Source organism: Enterobacter sp. 22466 (assembly GCF_052044775.1).
GTDB classification, from domain to species: Bacteria; Pseudomonadota; Gammaproteobacteria; order Enterobacterales; family Enterobacteriaceae; genus Enterobacter; species Enterobacter dissolvens.
Genome location: NZ_JBQENX010000001.1, coordinates 1,278,627 through 1,305,193 on the forward strand (window position 1 = coordinate 1,278,627; position 26,567 = coordinate 1,305,193).

Below are 26,567 nucleotides of genomic sequence, written 5' to 3' on the forward strand. Positions count from 1 at the left end.
GCCGGCATGCCGGCAGACGGTTTTCGGTGGGCGCTTAGGCCTTATCACGCATAACCTGCTGCAAGATCGCCAGCGCCTGGTTGAACTGGGCATCCGGAATGGTCAGCGGATAAAGGAAGCGGATCACGTTGCCGTACTGGCCGCAGATCAACAACAGCAGGCCCCGGGCGAGCGCCTTTTGCTGGATCGCCTGCGCGATGGCGGCCGACGGTTGACGGCTCTCGGGATCAAAAAACTCCGCCGCAATCATCGATCCTCTTCCCCTTATCGCCACGAGCGCAGGGAAGGTGCCCTGAATCTCTTCCAGGGTGGCTTTCAGTCGATCGCCCAGATGCCGGGCGCGGGCGCACAGTGACTCGTTGTCGATAATATTCAGCACCGCGTGCGCGGCGGCCACCGCCAGCGGGTTGCCTGCATAGGTCCCCCCCAGACCGCCGGGCGCCGGCGCGTCCATGATTTCGGCGCGGCCCACCACGCCGGACAGCGGCATCCCGCCTGCCAGGCTTTTCGCCATCGTCATCAGGTCGGGCTTGTCCACGTAGTGTTCCATGGCAAACAGTTTACCCGTACGGGCGAAGCCGCTCTGCACTTCGTCGGCAATCATCACGATCCCGTGTTCATCACAGATACGGCGGATGGCGGTCACCAGCTCTGGCGGGGCGACGTTGAATCCGCCTTCACCCTGGATGGGTTCAAAAATAATCGCCGCCACCTGTGTCGCCTCAATATCTGCTTTGAACAGACGTTCTATCGCCGTGATGGCATCCTGCGTCGTAATGCCGTGCAGCTCCGAGGGATACGGCACGTGATACACCGACCCCGGGAAGGGGCCAAATCCCAGCTTATAAGGCGCAACCTTGCCGGTTAACGCCATGGTCATATAGGTTCGGCCGTGAAAGCCTCCCCCGAAGGCAATCACGCCCGGTCTGCCGGTGTGGGCCCGGGCGATTTTAATGGCATTTTCCACCGCTTCCGCGCCCGTTGTGAAGAATGCCGTTTTGGCCGGACTCTGCACCGGAGCCAGCTCGTTAAGTTTTTCGGCTAATGAAACGTAGCTTTCATACGGCACAATCTGGTAGGCCGTGTGGGTGAACTGGTGAAGCTGTTTTTCCACTGCAGCCACCAGTTCAGGATGACGATGGCCGGTATTCAGTACCGCGATCCCGGCGGCGAAATCAATATAGTCGTTGCCTTCCACGTCGGTAAGCGTGGCATTCTCCGCCGTGCGGGCAAAGAAATTACACATTACGCCTACGCCGCGCGGGGTGGCAGAAAGTCTGCGCTGATGAAATTCCTGGTTACTCATGTCAGATACCCTTTTGTCGAAACGCTCATACGCCAAGACGATCGCGCAGGCTGTAATACGCCGCGCCCATCGCCGTGAATGGAATCCGCAGGCTGCGACCGCCCGGGAAGGGATAGTGCGGGAGGTTGGCAAACGCATCAAAGCGCTCAGCGTCACCGCGCAACAGTTCCGAGATCAGCCGTCCGGCCAGGTGGGTGCAGGTCACGCCGTGGCCGCTGTAGCCCTGCATGTAATAGATGTTTTTATCCAGACGACCAAACTGCGGCATGCGGGACAGGGTCAGCAGGAAGTTGCCTGTCCAGCGGTAGTCGATTTTGACGCCTGCCAGCTGAGGGAAGGTTTTCAGCAGCTTTGGCATCACCAGGCGCTCGACATCGTCCGGATCGCGCGCGCCATAGACGACGCCACCGCCGTACAGCAGGCGGTTGTCGGCGGTAAGACGGTAGTAATCCAGCAGGTAGTTACAATCTTCCACGCAGTAGTTATTGGGGATCAGCGTGCGGACGACCGCTTCCGGCAGCGGGGCGGTGGTCACAACCTGAGTGCCGCAGGGCATGCTGCGTTTTGCCAGTTCCGGTTCTATCTTATCGCCCAGATAGGCATTCCCGGCGACGATCACGTAGCGGGCCGTCACCTGGCCATGCTGCGTGCTCACTACGGCCGGGCTGGTGTGCTGAATGGCGGTCACCGGGGACTGTTCATACACCCGCCCGCCGTTCAGGCGAATGGCGTCCGCTTCGCCGATTGCCAGGTTCAGCGGATGAATGTGCCCCCCGCTGCGGTCCAGCAGCGCGCCGGTATAGCGTTCGCTGTCGACTTCCCGGCGGATGGCGCTGGCGTCCAGCAACTCCAGCTGCGTGTTGCCGTAGCGTTCCCAGTTGGCTTTTTGCTCCTCCAGCGTCTCGAGTTGCTTATGGTTTAGCGCCACAAACAGCCCGCCGGGACGATAGTCGCACTGGATCTGATAGCGCTGGATACGCTCCCGGATGATTTCCCCGCCTTCAAACATCATGCTCCCGAGAACTCTGGCGGCATCGGGTCCGTAGTTTTTCTCAATCACGTCGATATCGCGGCTGTAGGAGTTAACCAGCTGGCCGCCGTTGCGTCCGCTGGCACCAAAGCCGATGCGTGCCCCTTCAAGGAGCACCACGTCGTAGCCCATTTCGGCGAGATGCAGCGCGGAGGAGAGGCCGGTATAGCCGCCGCCCACCACGCACACGTCACAGCTGATCGACTCGTTAAGCGTCGGGAAAGGTTCGTAAGCGTTCGCGCTGGCCGCGTAGTAGCTGGTGGTATGTTCGGTCATGATTGAGACTCCAGGGCAATCCAGATGGTTTTCAGTTCGGTAAATTTTTCCAGCGCGTGCAGGGACTTATCGCGACCGTTGCCGCTCTGCTTATAGCCGCCAAAGGGTACGGTCATATCGCCGTCGTTATAGTTATTGACGAAGACCGAGCCTGCTTTCAGGCGGCGGCTCATGCGGTGTGCGCGGGAGAGATCGCGGGTCCATACCGCCGCGCCAAGCCCATATTCACTGTCGTTGGCCAGCGTTAAGGCTTCTTCTTCGGTTTTAAAACGGGTGACGACCAGCACCGGCCCGAAAATCTCTTCCCGGCACAGCGGGGAGGCAGGGTCGATGTCGACAAAAATGGTGGGACCGACTGCGGACGGCCATGCTTGTTCCCGCCCGTCCAGCAGCAGCGTCCCTTTCCGGGTTCCCTCGCGAATAAACGTGTGGACGGTATCGGCATGCGCAGCGTCGATGAGCATGCCCATCGTGCTGTCAGGGTCGAGCGGATCGCCCGGCTGCCAGTGACGGGCCTGCGCTTTCAGCCTTGCCAGGACGTCATCGGCGATGCTGTCTTCGAGCAGCAGGCGGGTTCCGGCGATACAGACTTGCCCCTGGTTATAAAAAATCCCGGCGGCGGTCGCGCTCACGGCTTTGTCCAGGTCCGGACAGTCGGCAAAGATAATGTTGGCGCTCTTGCCGCCTGCCTCCAGCCAGACGCGCTTCATGTTGCTTTCCCCCGCGTCCTTCAACAGCTGTTTGCCGGTACGGGTAGAGCCGGTAAAGGTCAGCACTTCGACTTCAGGATGCAGTGCCAGCGCCTGGCCCGCTTCGTGTCCGTAACCGCTTATCACATTCAGCACGCCGTCCGGCAGGCCCGCCTCTTTCGCCAGCCCGGCCAGCCGCAGGGCGGTGAGCGGCGATTTCTCCGACGGTTTTAATACCACGCTATTGCCCGCGACCAGTGCCGGGCCCAGCTTCCAGCAGGCCAGCAGCAGCGGGAAGTTCCAGGGAACGATGGCCGCGACCACCCCGATCGGCTCGCGCACGATCATCGCCAGTTCGCCCGGCCCCGTAGGCGCCACTTCGCCGTAGACTTTATCCGCCGCTTCGGCGTACCAGCGAATAGCGCGCGCCGCGCCGGGAATATCGTCGCGCAGGCTGTGGCGGATGGGTTTACCGGTGTCCAGTGTTTCCAGTAAGGCCAGCTCTTCGCCGTGGCGTTCCATTAAATCGGCGAGCTTATTGAGCACGGCCTTGCGCTGCGCCGGAGAGGCCTGCGACCAGTCACCGCGCTCAAATACCTCACGCGCCGCCTGAACCGCGCGGTCCACGTCCGCCTGCTTGCCCCGGGCCACGTTCGCCAGCGTCTGTTGGGTCGCGGGATTGACGGTTTCAAACGTGGTATTATCGGCGGCGTCACAATAGGCACCGTTAATAAATAACCGGGTCTCAATGGCGCTGTTTTTTGCTTTATCCTGCCAGTAAGTCAGGTGCTGAAAATGCATATTCACTCCTTTCTTTCGCAATCAGATAAATAAGGTCATGGCCGTTTCAGGCAATACGAAGCCGTGAGGCATCCCGGGAATTAACCCGTTAAATGCCGACATTGATCGTTTTTATTTATCCCGGCGTAAGCGCACTTACGCCGGGACTGAGTGGTAATTAGAACGTGGTGGGGGTGTGGGCACTGATAATGCGGCAGATGCCTGCCGAGGTGTTGCTGAAGCTGTGCGGTATGCCGGTATTAATGGCATAGCTTTGCCCCGCAACCAGGTGATAAGGCTGGCCATTAATGGTCAGCACTATTTCACCTTCCAGTATCGTACCGATCTCCTCACCCTGGTGTTTGATCCTCTCTCCGGTCGTGGTTCCTGGCTGGTAAGTTTCAAAAATCATCGCCAGCGTACGGTTCGGATTTCCGTTATGAACCAGCTTCATCGAAACCCCCTGACTGCCTATTTCGATAAGGTCTTCCTGATTAATAACCACCTGCGGTTCATCAGGTTTTTCCGGTTCCGAAAAGAATTCCGAGAGCGACAGCCCATAAACTTTCAGCAGCTTTTGCAGCGTACTGATGGCAGGACTGACTTTGTCCTGCTCAATGGTGCTGATGGCACTGTGTGTTAACCCAGACAGTTCGGCGGCACGCCGCTGCGAGAGACCCAATTGCTGGCGGATCTCAGACAGACGTTTCCCTGGCGCCAGTCCGTCATCGCTCATAGTTGCATTTCCTTTACGGTAGTGGTCAAAGCCGTTGCTTCTCGGCAATGTGGCTTTGACAGGCGGTGATAAAACCTTCAAACAACATGCGTGACAGGGCGTACTCGCTGCTGTTCCATTCGGGGTGCCATTGCACACCGAGGGCAAAAGGGTGGTCATGAACGCTGACCGCTTCGACCAGCCCGTCCGTCGAGCGGGCCTCCACGCGGAGCCGTGGTCCTAACGTTCGTGCACCTTGCCCGTGTAACGAGTTTACCCAAAATGTGTTACAGCCTGGTATTAATTGAGACAGCAGTCCTCCCTCCTGAACCTGAACTTCATGAGACGGGGCGTATTGTAGCTCAACCGGCAGTTCAGGATCTTCCCGGTGCTCAAGCAGGTCGTTCTGCTCGAACAGGCGGCGATACAGCGTCCCTCCCGTGGCAACAACCATTTCCTGCAGCCCCCGGCAGATGGCGAAAATGGGGATGCGCCTTTCGAGCGCGGCAGCAATCAGCGCCATACTCAGAAGATCTCGCCCGGGATCGGCGTCAGGCTCATCGCCGTTTTCACCATAAAGGTGCGGCTGCACGTTACTTGGGCTGCCCGGCAGGTAAATTCCGTCCAGGGTTGGCAGCAGAGCGGTAATAAGCTCTGGCTCTGCCAGCGCATGCGGTAAGGCAACAGGTAAGCCCCCCGCGTTAATAATGGCATTCAGGTACTTTTCTTGCAGGGTCTGGGTCTCATGACCCTTAAGCCTGTTTCTGCACATCACCACGCCAATAACTGGCTTGTTCATTATATTTTCCATGATCGCCCTCACAAAGTGGACTAAATTTAGGCCATTCTCGCCTATGAAACGGCCTTTTCGTTCAATATTTTCTCAATCTAGCAACGGGATCTGCCTTTTGCAAACTTAATTTAACATTTGACAAACATTTTGTTTGCATACAGATTCGATAGGGTGGACATTATATTTGACAGTCCAGGGCAGCGAACACAAATCCCAAAAACGGTGGTAAATCATGGAAACCAATATCGTAGAAGTTGAGAACTTTGTGCAGCACACGGATGAGAGGCGGGGCAGCGCCTTTACGCAGGAAGTGAAGCGCTATTTAGAAAAGTATCCTGACACCCAGTTTATTGATGTCCTCCTGACCGACCTGAACGGCTGTTTTCGCGGCAAACGCATCCCGGTTGCCGGACTGAGCAAACTTGAAAAAGGCTGCTATTTCCCGGCATCGGTTTTCGCCATGGATATTTTGGGTAACGTTGTGGAAGAGGCAGGGCTGGGCCAGGAGCTTGGCGAGCCGGACTGTATCTGCGTGCCGGTGCCGGGCACCCTGACACCGTCCGCCGCCGACCCGGAATACATTGGTCAGGTGCAGCTCACCATGGTCGATGAAGATGGCGCTCCCTTTGACGTTGAGCCGCGGAACGTACTCAACCGACTCTGGCAGCAACTGCGCCAGCGCGGCCTGTTCCCCGTGGTAGCGGTAGAGCTGGAGTTCTATTTACTTGACCGTAAACGCGATGCCGACGGCTATCTGCAGCCACCCTGCGCGCCGGGCACCGACGTGCGTAACACGCAGAGTCAGGTCTACTCGGTTGATAATCTCAACCACTTTGCTGACGTGCTGAATGACATTGACGAACTGGCGCAGTTGCAGTTGATCCCCGCCGACGGGGCAGTGGCTGAAGCCTCCCCGGGCCAGTTTGAGATCAACCTGCACCATACGGAAAACGTGCTGGATGCCTGCGATGATGCGCTGGCGCTAAAACGTCTCGTCAGGCAGATGGCGGAAAAACACAAGATGCACGCCACGTTTATGGCAAAGCCGTATGAAGAACATGCGGGCAGTGGAATGCATATCCACATCAGCATGCAAAACAACAGAGGCGAAAACGTGTTCGCAGACGCCAGCGGTGAGGATTCCGCGCTGCTGAAACGTGCGCTGGCCGGGATGATCGATCTGATGCCAGCGTCCATGGCGCTGCTGGCGCCGAACGTCAACTCCTACCGCCGTTTCCAGCCGGGAATGTACGTGCCGACCCAAGCGTCATGGGGACACAATAATCGCACGGTTGCCCTGCGTATCCCCTGCGGCGATCGCCATAACCATCGGGTCGAATACCGGGTGGCGGGAGCAGACGCGAATCCGTATCTGGTGATGGCGGCGATTTTTGCCGGCATTTTACATGGGCTGGATAACGATTTACCCCTGCAGGAAGAAGTGGAAGGCAATGGTCTGGAGCAGGACGGACTGCCGTTCCCGATTCGTCAGAGCGATGCGCTGTGGGAGTTTATGCAAAACGATCACCTTCGCGAGCGACTGGGCGAACGTTTCTGCCACGTCTATCACGCCTGCAAACATGATGAATTGCTGCAGTTCGAACGCCTGATTACCGAAACTGAAATTGAGTGGATGCTGAAAAACGCCTGATAACGTGCCCCGGTTAGGGGCCGCTTTGTTTCATCGCATACGTATCACCAAACGGCCTGCGCGGAGCCTGGCCGAACTGTTCGCTGGCATGCCAGCTATCTCCCGGGAGTCGCGTTATGGAGCGCAGGCGGCACAGGGACTTTCTTAACGACACTGTGTGACGAGGTAGGAAATGATGCAGATGTTCAACTATCCGCAGGGCGAAGGGGGCCAGTCAGGCGCCTGCTGTGAGTGCGAGCGAGAGACGCTGCGCTGGTACGATCGCGTATATTCTTTACAACTTCCCCCTTTGCTAAGCAGGTTTGCGTTAAGGTCAACGCGATTGCAAACCACGGTAAGCATGGGGGGGATGGTTTATGGCGACTAACACGTCTCTTGATTCGCCGGGCATGGCCGGAAGAACCCGGCTGCGCAGTTCCCTCAAGCTCTGGCAGGTGGTGATGATGGGGCTGGCTTACCTCACCCCCATGACCGTGTTTGATACCTTCGGCATTGTGTCCGGTATCAGCAATGGCCACGTGCCCGCCTCGTATCTCCTGGCGCTGGCGGGTGTCATGTTTACCGCCATCAGCTACGGCAAACTGGTACGACAGTTCCCGGAGGCGGGCTCTGCGTACACCTACACGCAGAAATCGATCGGACCCCATCTGGGGTTTATGGTCGGCTGGTCATCGCTGCTGGACTATCTCTTCCTGCCGATGATCAACGTGCTGCTGGCGAAGATCTACCTTTCCGCGTTGTTCCCGGAAGTCCCGCCGTGGGTCTGGGTAGTGGGGTTTGTGACCATCCTGACGCTGGCGAACCTGAAGAGCGTCAATTTGGTCGCCAACTTCAACACCCTGTTTGTGCTGGTGCAGATCGCCATCATGGTGGTGTTTGTCATACTCGTGGTACATGGTTTGCACAAGGGGGAGGGCGTTGGCACCGTCTGGTCGCTGCAGCCGTTTATCAGCGAGAACGCACATCTGATCCCGATTATTACCGGCGCGACTATCGTCTGCTTCTCTTTCCTCGGCTTTGACGCGGTCACCACGCTGTCGGAAGAGACGCCAAACGCGGCGCGGGTGATTCCCAAAGCCATTTTCCTGACCGCACTGTATGGCGGGCTGATATTCATTGTTGCCTCGTTTTTCATGCAGCTCTTCTTCCCGACGATCGCGCGCTTCAAGAACCCGGACGCCGCACTGCCGGAAATTGCGCTGTACGTGGGCGGCAAGCTCTTCCAGTCGGTGTTTCTGTGTACCACGTTTGTGAATACGCTCGCTTCAGGCCTGGCCTCACATGCCAGCGTCTCACGCTTATTGTATGTGATGGGGCGTGACAACGTCTTTCCGGAGCGGGTGTTTGGCTACGTGCATCCGAAATGGCGTACTCCGGCCCTGAACGTCATTATGGTAGGGATAGTGGCGCTGTCGGCCCTGTACTTTGACCTCGTGACCGCGACGGCGCTGATCAACTTTGGCGCGCTGGTGGCGTTTACGTTTGTTAATCTCTCGGTGTACAACCATTTCTGGCGGCGTAAGGGGCTGAACAAAACGTGGAAAGATCGGTTCCACTATCTCCTGTTGCCACTCATTGGTGCCGTCACGGTCGGCGTGCTGTGGATAAACCTCGAAGCGACGTCCCTGACGCTTGGCCTCATCTGGGCGGCACTGGGGGTCCTTTACCTGACATGGCTGACGCGCCGTTTCCGCAAACCGCCTCCGCAGTTTGAAGCCGCTAAGATAGAGCAGGCCTGGGATTCCTGAATGTAAAAACGGCACCAGTACGCTGGTGCCGTTTATCTGGATCGCTCGTCTTACCGGACATCAGCCCGCAGGCTTGTTATCTCAGACGTTTATGAAGACTGGCTCCTACCAGCAGCGCCCCACACAGCATCAGCGCGATAAACCCGCCCACGCCGTTCCAGCCGTAGTTGTGCCAGAACACGCCGCCCAGTGTCCCGGCGAAGCTGGAGCCAAGATAGTAGCTAAACAGATACAAAGAGGATGCCTGGCCTTTGGCACGACGGGCGCGCGGGCCAATCCAGCTGCTGGCGACGGAATGCGCGGCGAAGAAACCGGCAGAGAAGAGCAGCATACCGGTGAAAATCAGCCACAGGGACGAGAAGAGCGTCAGCAACAGGCCGAGCAACATCACGGCGGTTGAGACCAGCATCACCGGCCCACGGCCATAGCGGGCGGTCATCGCCCCGGCTTTTGGCGAACTCCAGGTCCCGGTCAGATACGCCACGGAGAGCAGGCCGACTACCGCCTGGCTCAGATGCCACGGCGAGAGCATCAGCCGATAGCCAATATAGTTAAACAGCGTGACGAATGACCCCATCAGCAGGAAGCCGGTCAGGAACAGTCGCGGCAGCCCTTTATCCCGCCAGTGCAGGCGGAAGTTGATAAACAGCGTTTTGGGACGCAGGGAGGTGGGGCGGAAATGACGTGATTCCGGCAGAATTTTCCAGAACATCAGCGCAGAGGCCAGCGCAAAGCAGCCAATCACCGCCAGCGCGATGCGCCAGTTAAAGAAGTCTGTAAACACGCCGCTCAGCAGGCGTCCGCTCATGCCGCCGATGGAGTTCCCGCTGATGTACAGCCCCATGGAGAACGCGACAAAGCTCGGGTGGATCTCTTCGCTGAGATAGGTCATCCCGACCGCCGCCACGCCGCTCAGGGATAACCCGATGAGCGCGCGCATCATCAGGATCCCGTGCCAGCTGGTCATCATGGTGGAGAGCAGCGTACAAACCGACGCCAGCATCAGCGCGGTCACCATCACCTGTTTACGCCCAATGGCATCGGAGAGGGGGCCGGTAAAGAGCAGGCCGACAGCCAGCATCCCGGTTGAAATAGAGAGTGAAATACTGCTGCTGGCCGGTGAGACGCCAAACTCGTGTGACAGTACGGGAAGGATAGGCTGAACGCAGTAGAGCAGGGCAAAGGTTGCCAGACCGGCTGAGAACAGCGCCAGCGTGACGCGCATAAATTGGGAGGTACCACGTTTAATAAACTGCGCCGGCTGAGAGGCTGCGGGTAAATCATCGATATCGCGTGCCGGTTCGATATCAACGGTAGATGTACGACTCACACATGTTCCTTGCTTAAACATCCCCGTGGTTTCTGGTGACGGGTATGACCACCTCTTCAGGGTAGGAAAATGTAAATATTCTGTCTAATATATTAATAATCTCAAATGATACTTATAAAATATGAATATCGAACTGCGTCATTTACGCTACTTTGTCGCGGTGGCAGAAGAGTTGCATTTTGGCCGCGCCGCCGCGCGCCTGAACATTTCGCAGCCGCCGCTCAGCCAGCAAATTCAGATCCTGGAGCAGCAGATTGGCGCGCGTCTTCTCGCCCGCACCAACCGTAGCGTGAGCCTGACGGCGGCAGGCAGGCAGTTTCTGGCTGACAGCCGGCAAATTCTGAGCATGGTTGACGACGCTGCCGCCCGCGCAGAGCGGCTCTATCTGGGGGAGACCGGTGAATTGCGCATCGGGTTTACCTCGTCTGCCCCGTTTATCAGCGCCGTCTCGCAAACCCTGTCGTCGTTTCGCCGTGACTTCCCGGACGTGCATATTCAGACGCGTGAAATTAATACCCGGGAACAAATTGCTCCGCTGAATGAAGGGGCGCTGGATTTAGGGCTAATGCGCAACACCCAACTGCCGGACTCGCTGGCGTGGCAGGTGATCCTGCGCGAGCCGCTGATGGCGATGATCCCCCACGATCATCCTTTAGCCTTACAGCCTGCCGTCACGCTGGCAGAGCTGGCGAAAGAGCCGTTTGTCTTTTTCGACCCGCAGGTGGGGACCGGTCTGTATGACGATATTCTTGGCCTGATGCGCCGCTACGATCTCGCCCCGCTGATTACCCAGGAAGTGGGAGAGGCGATGACGATCATTGGTCTGGTCGCCGCCGGGCTGGGGGTCTCTATTCTCCCGGCCTCCTTTAAACGGGTACAATTGCGTGAAATGCGCTGGGTGCCGCTCGCCGAAGACGACGCGGTATCGGAGATGTGGCTGGTGTGGTCCCGGCATCATGAGCAGAGCCACGCGGCACAGCGTTTTAAAAAGCAGCTGATCACCGCCTCTGCCGGGCGCTATTTATAAGGAAAAATGGGCAAAAATGTGCAGTAAATCACATGGCTAAGTAAATATTTGACGACGGCCATGCAAGTGCTTCACCATAGCCCAAAGTTTATTTCGAAGCTCGAAAATAAGGGAGTACGAGGTGGTTGCTGATAGTCAGCCAGGGCATATCGATCAGATTAAGCAGACCAACGCTGGCGCCGTGTATCGCCTGATTGATCAGCTTGGTCCGGTTTCGCGTATCGATTTGTCGCGCCTGGCCCAACTGGCTCCCGCCAGTATTACCAAGATTGTTCGCGAAATGCTGGAAGCCCACCTGGTTCAGGAGACGGAGATTCAGGAGCCGGGTAGCCGGGGCCGTCCGGCGGTCGGGCTGGTGGTGGAGACGGAAGCGTGGCATTACCTGTCGCTGCGCATCAGCCGGGGGGAGATCTTTCTTGCGCTGCGCGATCTCAGCAGCAAGCTGGTGGTGGAAGACCGCCTGGAGCTGCCGCTTAACGCGGAACAACCGCTTCTCGACGCGATTGTCACGCATATCGATCACTTCTTTATTCGTCACCAGCAGAAGCTTGAACGCTTAACGGCCATTGCCATCACCATGCCGGGTATTATTGATACCGAAAATGGCATTGTGCACCGCATGCCGTTTTATGAAGACGTCAAAGAGATGCCGCTGGGTGAGGTCCTGGAAAACCATACCGGCGTGCCGGTCTACATTCAGCATGACATCAGCGCCTGGACCATGGCGGAGGCGCTGTTTGGCGCGTCACGCGGGGCGCGGGATGTCATTCAGGTGGTGATCGACCATAACGTCGGGGCGGGCGTCATCACCGACGGACGCCTGCTGCATGCGGGCAGCAGTAGCCTGGTGGAGATCGGCCACACGCAGGTTGATCCCTACGGGAAACGCTGCTACTGTGGCAACCACGGCTGTCTGGAGACCATTGCCAGTGTGGAAAGCGTGCTGGAGCTGGCGCAGGTGAGGCTCAGCCAGTCCATGAGCTCCTCGCTGCACGGGCAACCCCTGACGGTGGATTCCCTGTGCGCTGCGGCGCGGCAGGGCGATCTGCTGGCTAAGGACATCATTACCGGCGTAGGGAATAACGTCGGGCGCATTCTCGCCATTATGGTGAATCTGTTTAACCCGCAAAAAATCCTGATTGGCTCGCCGCTCAGCCAGGCGGCGGATATCCTCTTTCCGGCGATCTCGGCCTGCATTAATCAGCAGGCGCTGCCCGCCTACAGCAAAAACATTGTGGTGGAAAGCACGCAGTTTTCGAACCAGGGCACCATGGCCGGCGCCGCGCTGGTCAAAGATGCGATGTATAACGGTTCCTTACTGATCCGCCTGCTGCAGGGCTAACTCTTTTCCACAGATGTAAGAAAAATTGCGCTATCTCAAGCCGGGTAGCGCACGCTTCCCGTAGACTTCCCCCACTGAATTATTTACCTGGTTTATATTTTCGAAGCATACCCAAGAGGTGGAATGAGACATGCTTAAGCGTTTCTTTGTTACTGGTACAGATACCTCTGTCGGCAAGACTGTTGTATCGCGCGCGTTGCTGCAGGCGCTGGCAGCAAGCGGTAAACGTGTTGCAGGGTACAAACCGGTCGCAAAAGGCAGTAAAGAGACGCCAGAGGGGCTGCGCAATAAAGATGCCCTGGTTTTACAAAGCGTCTCATCCCTGGAGCTGCCTTATGACGCGGTCAATCCTATTGCCCTGAGCGAAGAGGAGAGCAGCGTGGCGCACAGCGGGCTGATCAATTACACCCTGCTGTCGGATGGGCTGGCGAACCTGAGCGAGAAGGTTGATCACGTTGTGGTTGAAGGCACGGGCGGCTGGCGCAGCCTGATGAACGATTTGCGTCCGCTTTCCGAGTGGGTGGTGCAGGAACAACTGCCGGTGGTGATGGTGGTGGGCATTCAGGAAGGGTGTATCAACCACGCGCTGCTCACGGCGCAGGCGATCGCCAATGACGGCCTGCCGTTAGTGGGCTGGGTGGCAAACCGCATCAATCCGGGCCTTGCGCACTATGCAGAAATCATCGACGTGCTGAGCAAAAAACTGCCCGGCCCGCTGGTGGGCGAACTGCCTTATCTGCCGCGCGCCGAGCAGCGCGAACTAGCGCAGTACATCGATCTCTCTGCTCTCGGCAGTGTGCTGGCCGTAGATCGAGTCGTGGCGTAACGTTCGCGAGAGCACGGACGCAACAACGCAGGCAATCAGCAGACCGGGTAGCAGAAAATACTGCCCGGTCATTTCACACACCATCAGCGCCGACATAATAGGCGCATGCGTCGTGGCAGCGAGCAACGTCGCCATCCCCGCCAGTCCCAGCAAAATCGCCGTTTCAGAACCCGGCAGCCACAGCGCAAAAAGCTGCGCAAACAGCATTCCTGTCGCCAGCCCGACAAACAGCGTCGGCGTGAAGACCCCGCCCGGCGCGCCCGAACCGCTGCTTGCCAGGACCGCCAGCAGTTTACAGATAAACACGCCCGCAATAACGGACAGCAGCGGCGGTGAGAGCAGAAAGGTCTGCACCACGCTATAGCCGTTACCCCACACTTTGGGCGTCAGAAGCGACAACAGCCCGACGATCAGCCCCCCGAGCGCCAGCTGCCACGGCGGTGAGAGTTTGAGACGCAGAAACAGCGCATGGCTAACCGTCATCAGCCACATCAGCAGCGGACGGCAGACGCCCGCCAGCAGACCGATTCCGACCATCAACCCATAATCACCCACTGTGAGCGTTTCGCTGAGATGCACATCATACAGCGTGGTGGCACCCGGACTTAACAGACGCGTCGTCAGCAGCGCCACCACGGCCGCAATCACCACCGGGCCAAGCGAGGCCAGCATCAGCGTGCCAAACAGAATTTCGGCAATAAACAGGCTTCCGGCTAACGGTGCGTGGTAGGCGCTGGCCATTCCCGCCGCCGCCCCGCAGGCGATCCATAATTTCCATTCGGACTTTGGTGTAAAGCGCTGAGCAAACAAGGAGGCGGCGAGGGCAGCGAGCAGGATCATCGCCCCTTCACGCCCGATGGCGCTTCCGCTGGAAACCACCAGCAGAGACGCGAGGGATTTGACCAGGCTGGCACCGTAATCGAACTGCCCGTCACCCGTTTCCAGCGCTTCCATATAATCCGTTGGCGCATGCGGGCGTTGCGCCGTCAGCCGCTGCCACCCCCACAGCAACAATCCGGCTGCCAGGCCGCCAAGAGCAGGCGTGAGCATGCGACGCCAGGGGGACAACGCCGCCGCGGCGTTCACCAGGCTGCCGCTGTCGTTACTGAGAAACAGCCACTCCAGCAGATACATGCTGTGGCGAAACACGGCAACGGCCAGCGCGGCCAGTACGCCCGTGACGGTGGCAATCAGAAGCCGGCGAAACATCGCGCGGATATCGGGGTAAGTATGAAGACGTTGCATGGGTCGCGAGTAAACGGGGTCGATGCAATAGTGTGGCGGGAAATGACGAGGTTAGCAAAAGGTCTGCGTGCGAAAAAAAGCCGGGCAAGCCCGGCCGGAAGAATTAACTTTCGCTGTGAATATTCAGCGCCCGGCGCGTACGCCCGGAACTGAGGTACTCCGCGATATAGTCCTGCGAAATCTCACCGTTATAGCGACCCTCTTCATCCACAATCGGCATCCAGCTGGTGTTGCTTTCATACAGGCGGGAGAGCACCACGCGCAGGTTATCTTCCGCTTTGCCGGTCATGCGGAACGGATGCAGGATATCGGCACAGGTGCCGCTGGCGTTGCGCGCTTCCCGGCGTTTCACAAACCCCAGTGGTTTGCCATGTTCGTCCACCACGGTGATGGCGCGGATATCGTGATCATCCATGGTGGCAAAGGCCTCTGGAAGCGGGGTAGAGCCGCGTACCGTGATAGTAGGCTGCTGGTCGGTGACGTCGCCCGCCGACACCAGCAGCAGGCGCTTCAGGGTGCGGTCCTGACCGACAAACGAGCCGACAAACTCGTTCGCCGGCTTCGCCAGAAGCTCGTCCGGGCTGGCGCACTGGACAATTTTCCCCTGACGGAAAACGGCGATACGGTCGCCCAGCTTCAGGGCTTCATCGATATCGTGGCTGACCAGCATCACGGTTTTCTTCAGCTTGCGCTGCATCTCCAGAAACTGGTTCTGGATCACTTCACGGTTGATGGGGTCCACCGCGCCGAAGGGCTCATCCATCAGCAGCACCGGCGGATCAGCCGCCAGCGCGCGGATCACGCCGATACGCTGCTGCTGGCCGCCGGACATCTCGCGCGGATAGCGGTTGAGAAACTTACGCGGATCCAGCGCCACCATATCCATCAGCTCTTCGGCACGGGTTTTACACCGGGCTTTATCCCAGCCCAGCATGCGCGGCACCACGGTAATGTTCTCTTCGATGGTCATGTTCGGGAACAGGCCAATCTGCTGGATCACATAGCCGATGTTGCGGCGCAGCGTCACCGTATCCATCCCGCTGGTATCTTCGCCGTTAATCAGGATCGTGCCGCTGCTCGGTGTAATCAGGCGATTGATCATCTTAAGGGTGGTGGTTTTCCCGCAGCCGGACGGGCCGAGCAGGACGCACATTTCCCCTTCGGGCACGTTCAGGTTGACGTTGTCGACGGCCTTAACGGTCTGGCCGTGCTTCTGTGAAAAGTGTTTGCTGAGGTTTTCCAGTTTTATCATTATCGAATCCCCTTCGGAGTCAGTACCACCTGCAGACGGTGCAGCAGCCAGTCGAGCACAATCGCTAAAAGACAAATCATCAGCGCCCCCGCAATCAACATGCGGATATCACTCCCGCCGATGCCGTTGAGCAGCAGCAGGCCCAGGCCGCCCGCGCCAATCACGGCGGCAATCGCCATCACGCCGATGTTCATCACCACGGCGGTACGGATGCCGCCGAAAATCACCGGCAGCGCCATGGGGATTTCAACCCAGCGCAGCCGCTGCCAGAAGGTCATGCCGATGCCGCGTCCGGCCTCACGCAGACCAGGCGGCAGGCTGTCCAGTGCGGTATGGGTGTTGCGTACAATCGGCAGCAGTGAGTAGAGAAACACCGCGGTAATGGCGGGCAGGGCGCCAATGCCCTGACCGATCAGCGAAAAAAGCGGGATCATCAGGCCAAACAGGGCGATGGACGGAATGGTCAGCACGATGGTCGCAATCCCCAGCACCGGTGTCGCCAGCCATTTGTGACGGACAATTAAAATGCCGAGCGGAACGCCGATAATAATGGCCAGGCCAACCGCCAGCGCCACCAGCCACAGATGCTGCAGCGTCAGGGTTAACAGGTAATCCCAGTTATCAAGAATGTAGTGAATCGTCTCCATAGCGCCTCCTACAACAGCTTTTTGCTACGCAGGAAATCACGGGCGACCTGCTGCGGTGACTGATGATCGATATCCACCTTCTTGTTCAGCTCGGTGATAACGTCGTTGTTGAGCTGGGCGGAGAGGGTGTTTAGCGCCTCTTCCAGCCCCGGGTTCGCCTCCAGCGTGTCTTTACGTACCACCGGGGTGACGGCATAGCTCGGGAAGAAACCTTTATCATCTTCCAGCACTTTGAGGTCGAAACCTTTCACGCGGCCGTCGGTGGTGTAGATCAGCCCGGCATCAACAAAACCGTCGCGCACCGCGTTATACACCAGACCGGGATCCATCTGGCGGATCTGCGGACGGTCCAGCGCCATGTTGTAGGCCTGCTGCAGCGGCTTCATCCCATCGCTGCGCCCGGCAAACTCAAGATCCAGTCCCAGGAGCCAGTTTTTGTCCGGGTTGGTTTTACGGATCTGCTCAATCTTCGCCACCATCTCAGACATGGTGTTGATATGTTCCGCTTCAGCGCGTTTACGCTGCATGGCGAAGGCATAGGTGTTGTTCATATCGGCCGGTTTGAGCCAGACCAGACCGTGCTTCGCGTCCAGACGCTTAACTGTCTCGTAAGATTCCTGCGGCGACATGCGCTTGTTGATGTGGTTAAAGATGATTAACGACGTACCGGTGTACTCCCAGGTCATATCAATCTGTTTGTTGATCATCGCGTTACGGGAGATAACGGTCGCAATATTGGTTTGCGGCTGCACCTGGAACCCTTTCTTTTGCAGGTACTGTACGGTCAGGGCCGAGAGAATATGCTGCTCGGTAAAGCTCTTGGTCGCCAGAATCAGCGGGGCGGCTATCGCCTGACTGGTGAAGAGCGCTGCGGCACACAGCGCCGTCAGGCTGGATATCAGTCTCATGAAAGCTCCTTGTTATTGTTATCGAGCGAGATGGGGACTCATCACGCGACCCAGCGCAGCCAGCAGGGTGTCGAGGATCAGGGCAAACAGCGCGGTGGCCGCCGCGCCCAGGATCAGCGTTGGGAAGTCGTTCAGGTAGATGCCGGGGAAAATCAGCTCGCCGTAGCTGCTGGCGCCAATCAGGAAGGCCAGCGGAGCTGTACCCACATTAATGGCGGTGGCGATGCGGATGCCCGAGAGCATCACCGGCCAGGCGTTAGGTAACTCCACCTGGCGCAGACGCTGCCATTTGGTCATTCCAATCCCGTTTGCCGCTTCCAGTAACGACGACGGCACCGAGCACAGCCCGGCGTAGGTATTGCGCACAATCGGCAGCAGCGAGGCAAGAAACAGGGCGATGATGGCTGGCGTATCGCCAATGCCAATCACCACCATTGCCAGCGCCAGAACGGCCAGCGGCGGCAGGGTGTTGCCGACGTTGAAGATTTGCATCACGTATTCGGCTACCCCACGCGCCGCCGGGCGGCTGAGCAGGATACCCGCCGGAATGCCAACCAGCAGGGCGAAGAACATCGAGGAAAATACGAGGATTAAATGCTGTTGTCCGAGGTAGATCAGGTCAACCTGACGCGCCTTGATCGTCTCCAGCCCAATGCCCCAGGTGAGGAGGGCCAGAACCACGATAATGGCGCCGACAAACAGCAGCGAGCGTTTGAGTAATGGATGCATTGCGGTGTGTCTCCCTGTGCGCATGCGTTATCGCAACCAGCGGTTGCCTGTTGTTATGCCATGTTTCGGCAGGGGTAGTTGACCTATAGCAAGCGTTTGGGAAGGGTTCCAGCGAAGGGGGGAAATCAGTAACCCTATGAAATTAGTGACAACCTTGATTAAGCCTTATGAGGTAAGGGCTGGCTGTGAGAGGGCAGAATAGTCCTAAAGCGACGTCATGAAAGTGACAGTGTCACAACTGTCGCGACATTCTGCCCTCTGCGTTTTGACTATCGGCCGAGGGCTGCGCGAACTTTGCGCACGCGCACCGCGATGGTAATCACGGAACAAACGGATACCAGCGCCAGTATTACACCCAGCGCCAGCATGGCATTAAAGCCAATCCACCGGAACAGGAGTAACCCCGCGATACCGCCGGTAATAAACGAGAACAGGGTGGTCAGGTGGGTTTTAAGCTGGCTTTTCTGCGCCGCCGTGTCTTTGGAGTAGTCCCGGCGCAGCATCGCCACGACTACCGAGGCCAGCGATATCCCCGCGTCCGTCAGCGTGCCGGTGATGTGCGTCGATCTCACCCGGCCGCTGGAGAGCTGGGTGGAGGTGGAATTATGGATCCCCATCAGACCACAGAGAAAGATAATAATTGTGCGGTTGCTGGTGAGGGCATGGAAATACATTTCGTATACCGAAATACCGGTCAGTAATAACCCCTCGACAAAGAGGATCTGGCAAAAAACCAGGCGGATATTATGGATAATGCCCCAGATAACAATAATGCGCGCAAGAATGGCACCCGTGACAAACGCCAGAATAATGGAGCCAAAGAAAATAATATCGTTCAGATCGGTGGAAGAGACTTCGCTGGATAATTGTGAGGTATTGCCGGTCATGTGAGAGGGGAAAAAGCCAAATGCCCCAAGGGCGATGGCGTTGAGCAAGCCAGCGGATGTCGCCAGCCAGAGGGCTAACCGGCGATCCTCCTGATGCGTTCGTTCTTTTTTGAGTTTAATCAGCAAGAATACCTCCGGGGTGAGCTTTGCCTGAAACATCAGGCTAGCAAAGCGATACAACGGACAGTCCAGGATATGGCTTAATTATTATTCCCTCTGACGATATGCAGAGTTTTGTAATTAAATAAAATATCCTTGCTGAATATAGGGCCGTGGGGAATTCAGACCATGCCGTTATTTCCGTGTCGCAAAAATGCCGGACGCTGATTAAGACATTCAAACCAGGCATCAATGGCAGGTACAGCGGGTTTGTCAAAAGGCGTCATCTTCCAGCGGTTCACCGACAGCCCCAGCACCACATCTGCAAGCGTAAACGTTTCGCCCGCAGTAAAGGCGCCGGTGCGTTGCAACTGCTGCTCCATAATGCCGATGCAGTGGTTCCACTCTTTTATCCCGGCGGCAATCCGCGCGGGATCGTTATAGTCCGGGTTATTGCGCCCCAGCGCCGGGAAAACATAGCGCCAGGCGTTGTTGAATTCGGTTGCCTGCCAGTCCATCCAGCGCTCGACGTTAGCGCAGGTCTGCGGCTGCGACGGCAGCAGGTCATCGCGTCCGGCTTTGCGCACCAGATAGCGGCAGATTGAATTCGATTCCCACAGCACAAAATCGCCGTCAATCAGCACCGGTACCATGGCGTTGGGGTTCAGGGCGCGGAAGGCGTCGGTTTCCGTCGGGGCAAATCCGCTGCCGTAGTCTTCCTGCTGGTATGCAATTCCGGCTTCTTCGCAGGTCCAGAGGACTTTACGCACGTTGATGGAGGTGGTCTTGCCGAGAACGGTGATCATGGGTCAGGTGTCCTGCACTGGAATGAATGGTTTAAAAACAATACATCAGTTTTGTGAAAGAGGTTGGAGCAAAATTGGATGGTGAGTGCGCTGGATTGGGGGAGTGATACCGTCTTTCTGGAAGGAGCCTCGCAAACCTAAAAGTAACCCGGTGAAAATGAGGGTTAATGCTTTTATTCCGGTTATCGGGGTCGTAAAGTGACGGCGTTGCGGCACATCCGCAATCGGGTGTAGGAACCCGTATTCCATATAGCGATATTTAGTATGTCGTGGCAGCGTTTATCCCGTTACAATCTCGGTGGCGCTGGCGGAGCAGCCGTAAGGCTGGCCGTTTTCTATGTGGGCGGTATTCCTACCTCCGTCAGTGCTACCCCCGAGCGTAGGAACTCACAAGGTAGTGAATAAAATTACATGTAGAGGATGCCCTAATATGGCGACTATCCAGACCCTGATTTTCCCGCAATCTGACGAAAACATTATTCAGCAGCTTATTACCCGACCCCTTCCGGTTGACGCCGACCTCTTTGACGTGGCGGACAACTGCGCCGCGCTGGTGACCGTGCTGGTCGAAAGCGATGATAGCGTCATTAGCTCTGCACTCTGCGAGCGCCTGCTGCAAGCGCTTCATCGACTGCGTGAACTCTGCGATGCCGATCTCCCGCCGAACCTTATTGAACAATTGATTGTGGGAGAGAAAATGACCTCCTGCGTGCCGGACTGCTGGCACGACACGGCTACCCAGATTGACTATGCGCTGGCACTTACCCAGGCCGTTAAAGGGGGGACATTGCCCGCGAACGTTGCGAAAGAGCTTACGGGGCTGCTGCACGATATGATTTGGCTGCTGGCGGAGTTTGTGAAGGAGCCGCGAATTGTGGCGCACTGAGTGCGGACAGGCTTTGTTAGCTGCTTAGAGGGTGGTGAGGGAAAAGGGGCTATGGTGAGCCCCTTTGAGGTTGTTGAGGGGGGGGTGTTATTGCTTTTGCGATAGGGGCTGGGAAATGGCTGCTATGAGCGAGGAGCGGAAGTTGGAATGCATACTTAAATCGAGCAATTTTGAGTTATGGGGGGGCGGGTCAACCTACTGAATTGTTTTTGCCTATGATAACGGTCACAATCAACCTCTAAGTGTGCTGATTTGAAAGTGATTTCCATGAAGATGACCAAGGCAGATTTTGGTGTAACTATTGACGATACTTTAATAACTGATTTTCGCGATGTGGTTAATGAAGGGGAGTTTGCTTACAGCTACTTCATAAACAGAAATGGTAAAAACCAGTTCAGCCCTATCTGTTCGTGCATGGATTGGATAAGCGTTTCTGTTCGCAATCTGATGAACTTCCCTGAGCTGTCGGAAGATATTGATGTCAAGGCCATGCAGGTTTACTCCCTTATATCATCTATTGATATTGCTGTGGAGGCGTTGCAGCAGCTTCACCGCATCATTGAAAGTGATCATAAGTTAGCGAGGTGGCCTTTCAAGAAATCAGCGAATGTCTTTAAGAATAAAACGCCCTATCTTTCACATGAGGATGATGACGCATACTTTAAGAGTATTCGTGCTATCTTTGGTGCTCACCCTACAAATCTTAAAAATAGTGATGGTGAACGACTGTTTGCAAGCTGGCCTCATTTTCATGCTTTCAATGAAAATGATTTCACTATAAGCCTTTACAACAACACGCCAGGGAAAGATGATGTTATTTTCGGCATTAAGTTCGATGAGCTAATTACATATATTGAAGATAGGTATAAATATCTAACAAGCCTAAAGGGTTCCGTAATAGCAATACGTATAAAACATTACAGCACCCTATCCAAACAGATTATACCGTCTACTGATAACATTCATGCTGAGTTAAAGTTGCTTCTTTCAGAAGTTGCGGTGCGAGGTGATAATGATTATTACCGAATGGAAGTGGAAGAGTTAATAAAGCTGTTCGAGGGGAATGTTAAAGAGGCACATCTCAAGGATGAAGTTGACGTATTTTTAAGTAAACTACATCCAATTGCAGTAGAGATTAGATATAATCTTCAGGAAATGAATATTGAGGATTTAGCAACTAAGCATGGCGTGATGATTTCAACGCTTCCGAAAAATGCCCTGCATTACGTTCTTCAGAAAATGTTTGCTTGGCTCCACTCTGATAGATATGACCCAATGGGTGGCTTTTACTTGGACAAGTTAAATGAATATTCAGGCGGGCGATACAATTTTTGTTCTGAGGATGATGACAGTACAACTCTATTGAAGCTCCGGATGATGTTGCATTGGTATCATCAACAAAAAGAGGCTTAGCCACGAAAACAAGCAATACAGTTGGAAGTTCGTGTGACCTATGTGCTAGGTATTCTGAGACGACAGTGTGACCTGCTCCCTGTTGATTAACATAGGCTGACACTAGCAACGTCCTCTACTGGCACAAAGCGGACAAGCTACTCGTCGAGGTATAGACTGTCCTCCGTTCGGAGATTTACTATCAAGCATGATAAAACCGACATTGAGTGCATGCGACTTCACCTTCTACCCAGGTTCACTCGGGCAAAATCAGCCTCTGACAAGGCATTTACCGTTGCCCCTGATCATACTACATGTAAAATAATCAGACGTTTATGGAAAGGGATGCATTATGGATTCAGCTCTGCTGAATAGGGGCTGGAACAGAACATGGTCAGATACGATGGTGAATCTGGAAGCCCGCAAGCTGGTCGAAACAGCAAATCGGTTGCCTGCATTTTATTTGCATGATGGTCTGACGCGTATCAAGTTTGACGAGGAGATAAAACAGGTCGCAGAAAAAGAACAAGACGGATACGATGAGCCGTCCAAAACTAACCATGAAAATTGTAGGTTATGGACTTAAGACCAAAGTTATTTTTGATCTGCTTTCCACTGAAGCATCCAACCATTAACACCTGTATTTTCTCCAGAATCGCCAGGATTTGTAAGAGAGGACTGGCGGCTGAATAAATACAACTATGATGATAGAGATGAGTATTGATATTCCACCACCCACAACGGTTTCTTTCGCAGCAAACAACATAAGAAGGATAAAAACCATCAGGCAAGATGATGTTATCCATAAAACAACCCTGAATCGATTAGCCAGATCCTGAATCGCTCCCCCTAATGTTCCATCATAGCTTTGAATGTTGTTCTTAAGCTTCTGCAATTCAGATCGCGTAAAGCCAGTGCTCAACAAAGCCTCTTCAGTAACATCCATATTGTCCTCTCAGCAAATCTTAACTGGCGATGCTGCCCTCAATCATACTGATGAACTTAAGTGCATTCCAGCAAGTATGAACGGTTTCTGTGATTCTGAAGCCAACCACCGTTTTCCGAAACGCCTTGCAAATCTTGCGGTGGATATCATTAACGCCCTGATCATCAGCACTGTTTTCTACCGGATGAAGGTATTTCCCTTAAGCACTTAAACATGTTTCGCCGATTTAGCATCGTTTCCGATGCATATTGTTGGTTACACTGCGCGATCGTGGTTGAGGAAACGGGGCAGGCCACCATCAACATGCTTTACCGCAAAAACAAATATCACGGCGAAGCAACAGGCATAATGACAGCCTCAGATTTAGACGACCTCTTTATGTCGTTAGCGAACGAGGACTGCCGAGATAAAGCCGCTGCTGTTTCCAGTATTCGATACCGCCTAAAATACTGTCCGCCCTGATCCAGGCTCTGGCAATCAGGATGTGTAAATGCGGTGCATTCAAAGCACTAACCATCTGTGAGCTGTCGTTTAACAGTTGCACGATATACGTCACCGCATAGTCTCCTGAATCAACATATCCATCCCTTCGCTGTCTTTCCTTAAATACACTTTCGCTGCCCTTAGGCCAACGACGCCGCAGAGCGGAAAGGAGGGTATTGACGTAATTAATATTCGCCAGCACCAGGTCGGCAATGCGATCTTCTTCACGCGCAGTGCTGCGTTCAATCAGATAAAAACCTGGGATTGCAGGGCCGTACGGGGTAAAAAAACTCGGCGGACTATTCTCGTGGTAGAGTAAATTCCAGACATGGTTAAAGGAAAAAGCCTCTTCATCGTAAAACAGCGTGCCCAGGCGAATGGACTGCATTTGCATCCTTCCATGCAGATACAGCGGCAATTTATTGTTCTCAAGCTTCATGAAATACCGACGGAATACGCTACATCCCTTTTCGCCCAGACGTCGAAGCGGTTTACTTTGCCAGAGTCGCCATTGTTGCCTCCGCTCGTGGATATCAAGCAGGCAGGCAAACGCGTCTATTTGCTCATCAAGTGAGAGTCTGCGTGAGCTTTTTAACCACCGCGCAAGATAAAACAGAAGCGCTTTTAGAGGTTTTCCTTCAGCACGGATCAGGGCGGTGCCGTTCACTTTTCTGTTTTTTTCGTGCGATGATTTTAAATAGTTTTGTAACCATAACGCCCCGGCAATAAACCCACGGGAGTAGTAAATCTCTGCTTCGAAAGGCACCAACATATCGTCGTCTTCCAGTTGGCGTTTCAAATAACGGAGCTGTTCCTCGGCTAGTTGGCCAAGACCGATAGAGCTGGCCAGACGAGTGCCGGTAAGGTACTTTTCTTTCTTGGTAGGGGAGTAATAATCTGCCAGGGCCGTACGCCACCAGTCGCCATTCTCTTCGGTATCTTTAACCGTTTTACGAGGGATCCCCAGCAGGGATGACAGTAATGCTAACGTGGGTCCGTGCTGAATCTTCATGCCGCCGAAAGCGCCTTGCCAGTAGACTCTCGGCTCGCGATTTTCATGTTCTTTGAGTCGCCAGAACTCTTCTTCAACGCTGGGGCGGTGGTCAATCCAGACTAATCGCGTCGAGCGCTTCCCATTCCAGCGATCGCGGATCCAGTGATTAATGTCGAAATGGTCGGTACCACTGTAGCCTGCGACAACCATTAAATCGGCCTGATTTGTTACCTGTTCGAGAAGTTTTTTGAAGGCTTCGGGTAGCCCGTGCTCCAGGTCGGCAAGTGTTGCGCCAAGTCCTGAACAGCCGTGTTCTATTGTGCCGTGCACTTTGATGATACCCCAGTCTTCACCGTATTCCCGGTGCAGGATGTCCAGAGTTTTGGTTGCAGGGTCAATCACATGCACAGGGATCTGATGACAACCAGCCTGCTCGATACAGTCATCAAAATTAGTGGTGATACACCAGCCACGGTGCTTAATCAGGTAATCGGCAATCAGATGATGATTCGCATTTGGGGGACGTTGGGAAAAGATACGCAGCAGTTCCCGGGCGGCACCGCTACGCTCGACGCCTTCAATGGTTGAAGGTTCAAACGCTTTATCTAGAACATGCTCCAGACGTGGCAGGCTTCGCCCCATCCACTGCTCACATTGACCAAATACCGTTTTAATTTCGTCAGCCGCGTTGCTGTCAAGCAAGTGGTCAAGCAGGGCTTCCGTGAGTTCGTATCCTCCCGGGAGTCGCGAAGGGGAATCAATGGAGATCCCCGCGCCAACCATCAACACAACTTTGCCAGGACAGGGGCGTTCGGGAGTGAAACCCTTCCAGCCAAACCACCAATCGTCCATCTCCATCTTTTTTCCTTCGTCCACGCAGAAATATTATTAATGCATTAATTTCTCAGGCAATTCAAATCGTCAGTCCGCAATGTCTGCCCGGCGGGCTAAGCAGGCATGCCTGGAGATTCATGTTAAATCTGATTAGAAAGGAGAATTGACTGGTAAATTTATACTGTACCTGATGCCGGAGTACCCTGATGAAAGACCAGTTTCCATTCACCATCATCATTACACTCCCAGCACGAGGAGCGAAGAGCGATTCGACTGCCATCGGGATTAAATGTCCTGTAATACAAGAGTGCAAATCGCTCGCTTTGACGGAATATCTCGAAGTCGCAACTCAAAATAACGGTGACATTTAATTCGCTGGTGAGGAACTCAATAGTTTCAGCGCGTTCAATCACCACGCCAGTACGGGTGATTTCTTTGAAGTCGGGGTGAAGAATATGCTCGAGCCATGCACGATCACTTCGCCTTGTGCCATGAAGGGAACATTCGAGCGATTTGAGCTTTTCCAGGAGTTTCATCGTTGCTCTCGTCACGTTGTTTATTTCACACTCATGACAATACCCGCGTTATGGCAAAAAGTCTGCTTCTGCTCCTGATTAGGCAATCTGCGAAGGAAATAAAGACCAGAAACCATGCCACTATTTTTAGCTATCCCCCAAAACGCCCCACCGCAGTGCACATCCCCCAAACCCGCTCCCCAAAACAGTGAAATCCAACCCACAACAATCCCCAACTCCCTAATAAAACAAGCAAAACCATCCTGGCACACCCCTTGCTTAATTAACCGTGAAAGGGCAGCACACCACAATTTGAACAATAGCTGGCTAGGGTTCCGGTTCACCACGGTGAATGGCTGGTCCAAGAGCTGGCGACCTCTGAGAGGTTACACGGCGGGACAAAAGCCCGGGAGACAGCAGCACCAGACGGT

Annotated in this window: 24 protein-coding genes, 1 pseudogene and 1 riboswitch; of the genes and pseudogenes, 9 read left to right on the forward strand and 16 right to left on the reverse strand. The window is 55.2% G+C overall.

What is annotated here, in order from left to right; translation table 11 throughout:
- Positions 1–34 precede the first annotated feature (34 nt).
- The 5 genes from puuE to puuD all read right to left on the reverse strand — a co-directional run bounded on the left by puuE (position 35) and on the right by puuD (position 5,607).
- Positions 35–1,306 (reverse strand): 4-aminobutyrate transaminase, encoded by a 1,272-nt coding sequence (puuE, locus tag ACTJJI_RS06245; RefSeq protein ID WP_440653453.1) that lies wholly within the window; start codon positions 1,304–1,306, stop codon positions 35–37.
- 25 nt (positions 1,307–1,331) lie between these two features.
- Positions 1,332–2,612, reverse strand: a complete 1,281-nt coding sequence (locus tag ACTJJI_RS06250) for an NAD(P)/FAD-dependent oxidoreductase (protein WP_013096837.1) — start codon at positions 2,610–2,612, stop codon at positions 1,332–1,334.
- A complete protein-coding gene (puuC, locus tag ACTJJI_RS06255) occupies positions 2,609–4,102 on the reverse strand; it encodes an aldehyde dehydrogenase PuuC (RefSeq protein WP_440653455.1) in 1,494 nt (497 codons plus the stop codon). Before puuC ends, ACTJJI_RS06250 begins: the two co-directional genes overlap by 4 nt.
- 157 nt (positions 4,103–4,259) lie before the next feature.
- Positions 4,260–4,817, reverse strand: coding sequence for an HTH-type transcriptional regulator PuuR (gene puuR / locus ACTJJI_RS06260; protein ID WP_013096835.1), 558 nt, complete (start codon positions 4,815–4,817; stop codon positions 4,260–4,262).
- 25 nt (positions 4,818–4,842) lie between these two features.
- Positions 4,843–5,607: a gamma-glutamyl-gamma-aminobutyrate hydrolase gene (puuD, locus tag ACTJJI_RS06265; RefSeq protein ID WP_014831700.1), complete on the reverse strand. Its 765-nt coding sequence runs from the start codon at positions 5,605–5,607 to the stop codon at positions 4,843–4,845.
- Positions 5,608–5,821: 214 nt separating this feature from the next.
- Here puuD and ACTJJI_RS06270 point away from each other — a divergent pair, with 214 nt between their 5' ends.
- The 3 genes from ACTJJI_RS06270 (at position 5,822) to ACTJJI_RS06280 (ending at position 8,988) form a co-directional block, all read left to right on the forward strand.
- The gene (locus ACTJJI_RS06270) at positions 5,822–7,240 is read left to right on the forward strand and encodes a glutamine synthetase family protein (RefSeq protein ID WP_014831701.1); all 1,419 of its coding nucleotides are present in this window, start codon (positions 5,822–5,824) and stop codon (positions 7,238–7,240) included.
- Positions 7,241–7,421: 181 nt separating this feature from the next.
- Complete coding sequence (locus ACTJJI_RS06275) at positions 7,422–7,607, forward strand: hypothetical protein (protein ID WP_431629732.1); 186 nt, start codon at positions 7,422–7,424, stop codon at positions 7,605–7,607.
- Positions 7,597–8,988 (forward strand): APC family permease, encoded by a 1,392-nt coding sequence (locus tag ACTJJI_RS06280; protein ID WP_013096830.1) that lies wholly within the window; start codon positions 7,597–7,599, stop codon positions 8,986–8,988. Before ACTJJI_RS06275 ends, ACTJJI_RS06280 begins: the two co-directional genes overlap by 11 nt.
- A 76-nt stretch (positions 8,989–9,064) precedes the next feature.
- Here the strand turns inward: ACTJJI_RS06280 and ACTJJI_RS06285 are convergent, their stop codons facing one another.
- Entirely contained in the window at positions 9,065–10,318 is a 1,254-nt protein-coding gene (locus ACTJJI_RS06285; RefSeq protein WP_013096829.1) for an MFS transporter, read from the reverse strand.
- Positions 10,319–10,439: 121 nt separating this feature from the next.
- Between ACTJJI_RS06285 and ACTJJI_RS06290 the strand changes: the two genes are divergently transcribed.
- From ACTJJI_RS06290 to bioD, 3 genes are all read left to right on the forward strand, one after another.
- Positions 10,440–11,345 carry a LysR family transcriptional regulator gene (locus ACTJJI_RS06290; RefSeq protein WP_063412226.1) on the forward strand — a complete coding sequence of 302 codons (906 nt, stop codon included), beginning with the start codon at positions 10,440–10,442 and terminating at the stop codon, positions 11,343–11,345.
- A gap of 121 nt (positions 11,346–11,466) precedes the next feature.
- Positions 11,467–12,687, forward strand: a complete 1,221-nt coding sequence (gene mlc, locus ACTJJI_RS06295) for a sugar metabolism global transcriptional regulator Mlc (RefSeq protein ID WP_014831704.1) — start codon at positions 11,467–11,469, stop codon at positions 12,685–12,687.
- 130 nt (positions 12,688–12,817) lie between these two features.
- Positions 12,818–13,513, forward strand: coding sequence for a dethiobiotin synthase (gene bioD, locus ACTJJI_RS06300; protein ID WP_013096826.1), 696 nt, complete (start codon positions 12,818–12,820; stop codon positions 13,511–13,513).
- Here the strand turns inward: bioD and clcB are convergent.
- The 7 genes from clcB to ACTJJI_RS06335 form a co-directional block, all read right to left on the reverse strand.
- Positions 13,448–14,758, reverse strand: coding sequence for a voltage-gated ClC-type chloride channel ClcB (gene clcB, locus ACTJJI_RS06305; RefSeq protein ID WP_440653461.1), 1,311 nt, complete (start codon positions 14,756–14,758; stop codon positions 13,448–13,450). The genes bioD and clcB overlap by 66 nt on opposite strands.
- Positions 14,759–14,861: 103 nt before the next feature.
- A complete protein-coding gene (gene osmV, locus ACTJJI_RS06310; RefSeq protein WP_046887947.1) occupies positions 14,862–16,010 on the reverse strand; it encodes an osmoprotectant ABC transporter ATP-binding protein OsmV in 1,149 nt (382 codons plus the stop codon).
- A complete protein-coding gene (osmW, locus tag ACTJJI_RS06315; RefSeq protein ID WP_006808875.1) occupies positions 16,010–16,657 on the reverse strand; it encodes an osmoprotectant ABC transporter permease OsmW in 648 nt (215 codons plus the stop codon). The genes osmV and osmW overlap by 1 nt, the downstream gene beginning before the upstream one ends.
- A gap of 8 nt (positions 16,658–16,665) precedes the next feature.
- The gene (gene osmX / locus ACTJJI_RS06320; protein ID WP_096928312.1) at positions 16,666–17,565 is read right to left on the reverse strand and encodes an osmoprotectant ABC transporter substrate-binding protein OsmX; all 900 of its coding nucleotides are present in this window, start codon (positions 17,563–17,565) and stop codon (positions 16,666–16,668) included.
- Between the two features lie 18 nt (positions 17,566–17,583).
- On the reverse strand, positions 17,584–18,294 hold the full coding sequence (gene osmY / locus ACTJJI_RS06325) for an osmoprotectant ABC transporter permease OsmY (protein WP_013096821.1): 711 nt from the start codon (positions 18,292–18,294) through the stop codon (positions 17,584–17,586).
- Positions 18,295–18,563: 269 nt separating this feature from the next.
- Positions 18,564–19,307 (reverse strand): YoaK family protein, encoded by a 744-nt coding sequence (locus tag ACTJJI_RS06330; protein ID WP_440653465.1) that lies wholly within the window; start codon positions 19,305–19,307, stop codon positions 18,564–18,566.
- Positions 19,308–19,462: 155 nt separating this feature from the next.
- Positions 19,463–20,086 (reverse strand): glutathione S-transferase family protein, encoded by a 624-nt coding sequence (locus ACTJJI_RS06335; protein ID WP_096928313.1) that lies wholly within the window; start codon positions 20,084–20,086, stop codon positions 19,463–19,465.
- A gap of 430 nt (positions 20,087–20,516) precedes the next feature.
- On the opposite strand from ACTJJI_RS06335, the gene ACTJJI_RS06340 reads away from it, so the two are divergent.
- From ACTJJI_RS06340 to ACTJJI_RS06350, 3 genes and pseudogenes are all read left to right on the forward strand, one after another.
- Positions 20,517–20,972, forward strand: coding sequence for a hypothetical protein (locus tag ACTJJI_RS06340; protein WP_045902916.1), 456 nt, complete (start codon positions 20,517–20,519; stop codon positions 20,970–20,972).
- A 267-nt stretch (positions 20,973–21,239) separates the two neighbouring features.
- Positions 21,240–22,385, forward strand: a complete 1,146-nt coding sequence (locus ACTJJI_RS06345) for a hypothetical protein (RefSeq protein ID WP_122117142.1) — start codon at positions 21,240–21,242, stop codon at positions 22,383–22,385.
- Between the two features lie 331 nt (positions 22,386–22,716).
- A pseudogene (locus tag ACTJJI_RS06350) lies at positions 22,717–22,890 on the forward strand (DUF4225 domain-containing protein); the annotation flags it as partial.
- Positions 22,891–22,995: 105 nt separating this feature from the next.
- Here the strand turns inward: ACTJJI_RS06350 and ACTJJI_RS06355 are convergent.
- The 3 genes from ACTJJI_RS06355 to ACTJJI_RS06365 form a co-directional block, all read right to left on the reverse strand.
- Entirely contained in the window at positions 22,996–23,310 is a 315-nt protein-coding gene (locus ACTJJI_RS06355; protein WP_440653469.1) for a hypothetical protein, read from the reverse strand.
- 376 nt (positions 23,311–23,686) lie between these two features.
- Entirely contained in the window at positions 23,687–25,645 is a 1,959-nt protein-coding gene (locus tag ACTJJI_RS06360; protein ID WP_440653471.1) for an SIR2 family protein, read from the reverse strand.
- Positions 25,646–25,797: 152 nt separating this feature from the next.
- The gene (locus ACTJJI_RS06365) at positions 25,798–26,157 is read right to left on the reverse strand and encodes a nuclear transport factor 2 family protein (RefSeq protein ID WP_440653473.1); all 360 of its coding nucleotides are present in this window, start codon (positions 26,155–26,157) and stop codon (positions 25,798–25,800) included.
- Between the two features lie 295 nt (positions 26,158–26,452).
- Positions 26,453–26,551, forward strand: a riboswitch (guanidine-I (ykkC/yxkD leader).
- Positions 26,552–26,567: the final 16 nt, after the last annotated feature.

Coding starts and splice junctions, on each gene's coding strand:
- ACTJJI_RS06345 (WP_122117142.1), top strand. CDS start 21,240: ATGAAGATGACCAAGGCAGATTTTGGTGTAACTATTGACGATACTTTA.
- ACTJJI_RS06280 (WP_013096830.1), top strand. CDS start 7,597: ATGGCGACTAACACGTCTCTTGATTCGCCGGGCATGGCCGGAAGAACC.
- ACTJJI_RS06365 (WP_440653473.1), bottom strand. CDS start 26,157: ATGAAACTCCTGGAAAAGCTCAAATCGCTCGAATGTTCCCTTCATGGC.
- ACTJJI_RS06340 (WP_045902916.1), top strand. CDS start 20,517: ATGGCGACTATCCAGACCCTGATTTTCCCGCAATCTGACGAAAACATT.
- ACTJJI_RS06275 (WP_431629732.1), top strand. CDS start 7,422: ATGTTCAACTATCCGCAGGGCGAAGGGGGCCAGTCAGGCGCCTGCTGT.
- clcB (WP_440653461.1), bottom strand. CDS start 14,758: ATGCAACGTCTTCATACTTACCCCGATATCCGCGCGATGTTTCGCCGG.
- osmY (WP_013096821.1), bottom strand. CDS start 18,294: ATGCATCCATTACTCAAACGCTCGCTGCTGTTTGTCGGCGCCATTATC.
- ACTJJI_RS06335 (WP_096928313.1), bottom strand. CDS start 20,086: ATGATCACCGTTCTCGGCAAGACCACCTCCATCAACGTGCGTAAAGTC.
- osmW (WP_006808875.1), bottom strand. CDS start 16,657: ATGGAGACGATTCACTACATTCTTGATAACTGGGATTACCTGTTAACC.
- ACTJJI_RS06270 (WP_014831701.1), top strand. CDS start 5,822: ATGGAAACCAATATCGTAGAAGTTGAGAACTTTGTGCAGCACACGGAT.
- ACTJJI_RS06355 (WP_440653469.1), bottom strand. CDS start 23,310: ATGGATGTTACTGAAGAGGCTTTGTTGAGCACTGGCTTTACGCGATCT.
- ACTJJI_RS06360 (WP_440653471.1), bottom strand. CDS start 25,645: ATGGAGATGGACGATTGGTGGTTTGGCTGGAAGGGTTTCACTCCCGAA.
- bioD (WP_013096826.1), top strand. CDS start 12,818: ATGCTTAAGCGTTTCTTTGTTACTGGTACAGATACCTCTGTCGGCAAG.
- puuR (WP_013096835.1), bottom strand. CDS start 4,817: ATGAGCGATGACGGACTGGCGCCAGGGAAACGTCTGTCTGAGATCCGC.
- puuC (WP_440653455.1), bottom strand. CDS start 4,102: ATGCATTTTCAGCACCTGACTTACTGGCAGGATAAAGCAAAAAACAGC.
- puuE (WP_440653453.1), bottom strand. CDS start 1,306: ATGAGTAACCAGGAATTTCATCAGCGCAGACTTTCTGCCACCCCGCGC.
- osmX (WP_096928312.1), bottom strand. CDS start 17,565: ATGAGACTGATATCCAGCCTGACGGCGCTGTGTGCCGCAGCGCTCTTC.
- ACTJJI_RS06250 (WP_013096837.1), bottom strand. CDS start 2,612: ATGACCGAACATACCACCAGCTACTACGCGGCCAGCGCGAACGCTTAC.
- puuD (WP_014831700.1), bottom strand. CDS start 5,607: ATGGAAAATATAATGAACAAGCCAGTTATTGGCGTGGTGATGTGCAGA.
- osmV (WP_046887947.1), bottom strand. CDS start 16,010: ATGATAAAACTGGAAAACCTCAGCAAACACTTTTCACAGAAGCACGGC.
- ACTJJI_RS06290 (WP_063412226.1), top strand. CDS start 10,440: ATGAATATCGAACTGCGTCATTTACGCTACTTTGTCGCGGTGGCAGAA.